Source organism: Faecalibacterium sp. DFI.5.82 (assembly GCF_029076575.1).
Classification (GTDB): Bacteria; Bacillota; Clostridia; order Oscillospirales; family Ruminococcaceae; genus Faecalibacterium; species Faecalibacterium duncaniae.
The window spans coordinates 1-287 of record NZ_JARFIS010001172.1 but is presented as its reverse complement, the minus strand read 5'-3'; the positions used below and the strand labels follow the sequence as shown (position 1 = coordinate 287).

1 pseudogene is annotated in these 287 nt (G+C 62.7%); it reads right to left on the bottom strand.

The features are described from left to right. Positions 1–57: 57 nt before the first annotated feature. Positions 58–261: pseudogene (locus P0G09_RS20600) on the bottom strand (3-hydroxyacyl-[acyl-carrier-protein] dehydratase FabZ); the annotation flags it as partial. Positions 262–287 lie beyond the last annotated feature (26 nt).

The window sequence follows — 287 nt, the reverse complement described above, 5'->3', positions numbered from 1 at the left end:
GAGGCTCAGCGCCGCAACAGCTCCGGTTTGGGCAAGTGCTTCCAGGATCAGCACTCACGGCATGAACGGCTGGCCCGGGAAGTGACCTCAGAAGAATTCTTCATTGCGGGATACGCACTTGCGGCCAATGGCCCACTGCCCCGGCTCGTAGTCCAGGATGCGGTCCACGAGAGCAAAGGGGTAGAGGTGGGGCAGAAGGGCTGCGATCTGCTCACTGCTCAGAGCGTTTGCGTTCTCCCGCACGGTGCGCGGTTCTGCCATGGATCAGCCCTCCCATCTGCGCAGGG